This is a genomic window from Kitasatospora sp. NPDC093550, assembly GCF_044764985.1.
Classification (GTDB): domain Bacteria; phylum Actinomycetota; class Actinomycetes; order Streptomycetales; family Streptomycetaceae; genus Kitasatospora.
On record NZ_JBIWJF010000044.1, the window covers coordinates 51,018 to 53,723 of the forward strand.

General features: G+C 71.7%; 4 protein-coding genes. All 4 read right to left on the minus strand.

Annotation, left to right across the window (positions count from 1 at the left end; translation table 11 throughout):
* Positions 1–166 precede the first annotated feature (166 nt).
* The gene (locus tag ACIRD3_RS37955) at positions 167–316 is read right to left on the minus strand and encodes a hypothetical protein (RefSeq protein ID WP_402226026.1); all 150 of its coding nucleotides are present in this window, start codon (positions 314–316) and stop codon (positions 167–169) included.
* Between the two features lie 86 nt (positions 317–402).
* A complete protein-coding gene (trxB, locus tag ACIRD3_RS37960) occupies positions 403–1,389 on the minus strand; it encodes a thioredoxin-disulfide reductase (RefSeq protein ID WP_402226031.1) in 987 nt (328 codons plus the stop codon).
* Positions 1,390–1,397: 8 nt separating this feature from the next.
* Positions 1,398–1,829 carry an arsenate reductase ArsC gene (locus tag ACIRD3_RS37965; RefSeq protein ID WP_402226033.1) on the minus strand — a complete coding sequence of 144 codons (432 nt, stop codon included), beginning with the start codon at positions 1,827–1,829 and terminating at the stop codon, positions 1,398–1,400.
* Positions 1,830–1,894: 65 nt separating this feature from the next.
* Entirely contained in the window at positions 1,895–2,539 is a 645-nt protein-coding gene (locus tag ACIRD3_RS37970) for a low molecular weight phosphatase family protein (RefSeq protein ID WP_402226035.1), read from the minus strand.
* Positions 2,540–2,706 lie beyond the last annotated feature (167 nt).

Genomic DNA, 2,706 nt, shown 5'->3' on the forward strand with positions numbered 1-2,706 from the left:
GAGGCCGCCGGCCCCCCCGTTATTTTTTTGTTGGCCCCCCCCGGGGGGGGGGCCCGCCGGGCCCCCCACCACCCCCCCCCCCCCCCCGGCCCGGGGGGGGGCCGCGCCCCGCCGGCCCCCCCCCCACGGCACTGTCGTGTCGGCCGCAGCCTGCGGCCCGCGCCCTCTACTCCTCAGCCGCGACAGCGGATGCGCCGTCCTCCAAACGCTGGCGGATGATGTCGTACTTCTCGGGCCCCCACTCGGGTGAGGCGGCCAGTTCGGCCTCCACCCAAGCGTCTATGCTCTTACCCCGTTCCTCATCGTACGTGTCCATGTGGTTACCCCCTGGCAACACTCCAGGTCAGGACTACCGAAGGCTGGCCCGGGGCCGCAGGCCCTGGGCCAACCTCGGCGGTCGGTTCAGACCGCGACGGCGGCCTGCTCCTGCTCGGCGTGCGCCAGGTGGGCGAGGAACCTCTCCGCATCCAGCGCGGCGGAGCAGCCAGTGCCGGCGGCGGTGATCGCCTGACGGTAGGTGTGGTCCACCACGTCACCCGCGGCGAACACGCCGGAGATGTTGGTGCGGGTCGAGGGGGCCTCGACCTTGAGGTAGCCCTCGGCGTCAAGGTCCAGCTGACCGGTGAACAGCTCGGTGCGCGGGTCGTGGCCGATCGCGATGAACAGGCCGGTGACCGGCAGCTCGCGCAGCTCGCCGGTGGTGGTGTCGCGCAGGGTGACGCCGGAGAGCTTCGGGTCGCCGTGGATCTCCTCGACGGCGCTGTCCCAGGCGAAGCTGATCTTCGGGTCGGCGAAGGCCCGCTCCTGCATCGCCTTGGAGGCGCGCAGCGAGTCACGGCGGTGGATGATCGTGACGCTGCGGGCGAAGCGGGAGAGGAAGGTTGCCTCCTCCAGCGCGGTGTCACCGCCACCGACTACGGCGATGTCCTGGTCCCGGAAGAAGAAGCCGTCGCAGGTCGCGCACCAGGAGACGCCCCGGCCGGACAGCTTGTCCTCGTTCGGCACGCCGAGCTTGCGGTGCTGGGAGCCGGTGGTGACGATGACCGCCTTGGCCCGGTGCACGGTGCCCTCGGAGTCGGTGACGGTCTTGATGCCCCCGGTGAGGTCGACGGCGACCACGTCGTCCGGGATCAGCTCGGCGCCGAACCGCTCGGCTTGGGCGCGCATGTTGTCCATCAGCTCGGGGCCCATGATGCCGTCCCGGAAGCCCGGGAAGTTCTCGACCTCGGTGGTGTTCATCAGGGCGCCACCGGCGGTGACGGCACCCTCGAAGACCAGCGGCTTGAGCGAGGCCCGCGCGGTGTAGAGCGCGGCGGTGTACCCGGCCGGGCCGGAGCCGATGATGATGACCTCGCGCACCTCGGCGCCGGTCTCGGAGTTCGTCGACATGAAGATGCTCAGCTCTCCTGGCTCTGGACGGTCTTGGCGTCGATCTCGGCGATCAGGCCCTCGATGAGGCCCTTGATCTCGTCGCGGATCGGGCGGACGGCCTCGACGCCCTGGCCGGCCGGGTCGTCCAGCTTCCAGTCGAGGTACTTCTTGCCGGGGAAGTACGGGCAGGCATCGCCGCAGCCCATCGTGATCACGTAGTCGGACGCCTGGACGGCCTCGGTGGTGAGGACCTTCGGCTTCTGGTCGGAGATGTCGATGCCCAGCTCGGCCATCGCGGCGACGGCCGAGGGGTTGATCTGGTCGCCCGGGATCGAGCCGGCGGAGCGGACCTCGACGCGGTCGCCCGCGAGGTGGCGCAGGAACCCGGCGGCCATCTGGGAGCGGCCAGCGTTGTGGATGCAGACGAACAGCACGGAAGCGGTCGGCGCGGTGGTCATGGTGGGCGGTTCCTTCGGTTGGTGCGGACAGCCGCGCCCGGGTGTGGGCCGGACACGGTTTGGGGCTACTTCGCCTGGGTGTGGGCGAGTTCGGTAAGGAGGGCCTGGACGCGGGAGCCGATCTGGTCGCGGATCGCGCGCACGCGCTCGATCGGGGCGCCGTCCGGGTCGGGGACGGGCCAATCCAGGTAGCGGCGGCCCGCGGGGAGGGGGCAGGCGTCACCGCAGCCCATGGTGACCACCACGTCGGCAGCGGCCACGACCTCCTCGGTCAGCGGCTTGGGGAACACATCCTCGGGCAGCGGCACTCCGGCCTCCGCCAAGACCTCCGCCACGTGGGTGTCCAGCTCGGCGGCGGGCCGGGTGCCGGCCGAGGAGACCTGGACGGCGCCCTGCGCGAGGTGGGCAAGGATCGCGGCGGCGAGCTGGGAGCGCCCCGCGTTGCCGGTGCAGACGAAGAGCACGCGCGGTGCCGCGTCGGCCGCCGGGCGGGAGGAGTGGGCGAGGGCGTCCAGGCGCTCTGCCGTGAGGCGCTCGGCCAGCACGATCAGGTGGGTGCGGACCGTGGCGCCCTCGGCGAGGAGCCGGTAGGAGTCGGCCAGCAGGCGCTGAACGGTCTCGGGGGCGAAGGTGCCGTCGTAGCGAAGGGCCAGGCGGGCGGCGCCCGCCGAGAGTCTCGGGTCCGGTGCTGGTGGCGGGGAGTTGGTCATCTGGGTGTCCAGTCCTTCGGGGCAGCGGTCGTGGTGCCAAGGACGCGCAGGTGTCCCCGGTGGCGGCCGGGAGAAGGGGGGCTCGCTTCGCGGGCCCGACACGGGTAACGTATCAGCCCATGGTGACATCAGTCGACAGTGACGTATTGAAGGCTCTGGCCGACCCG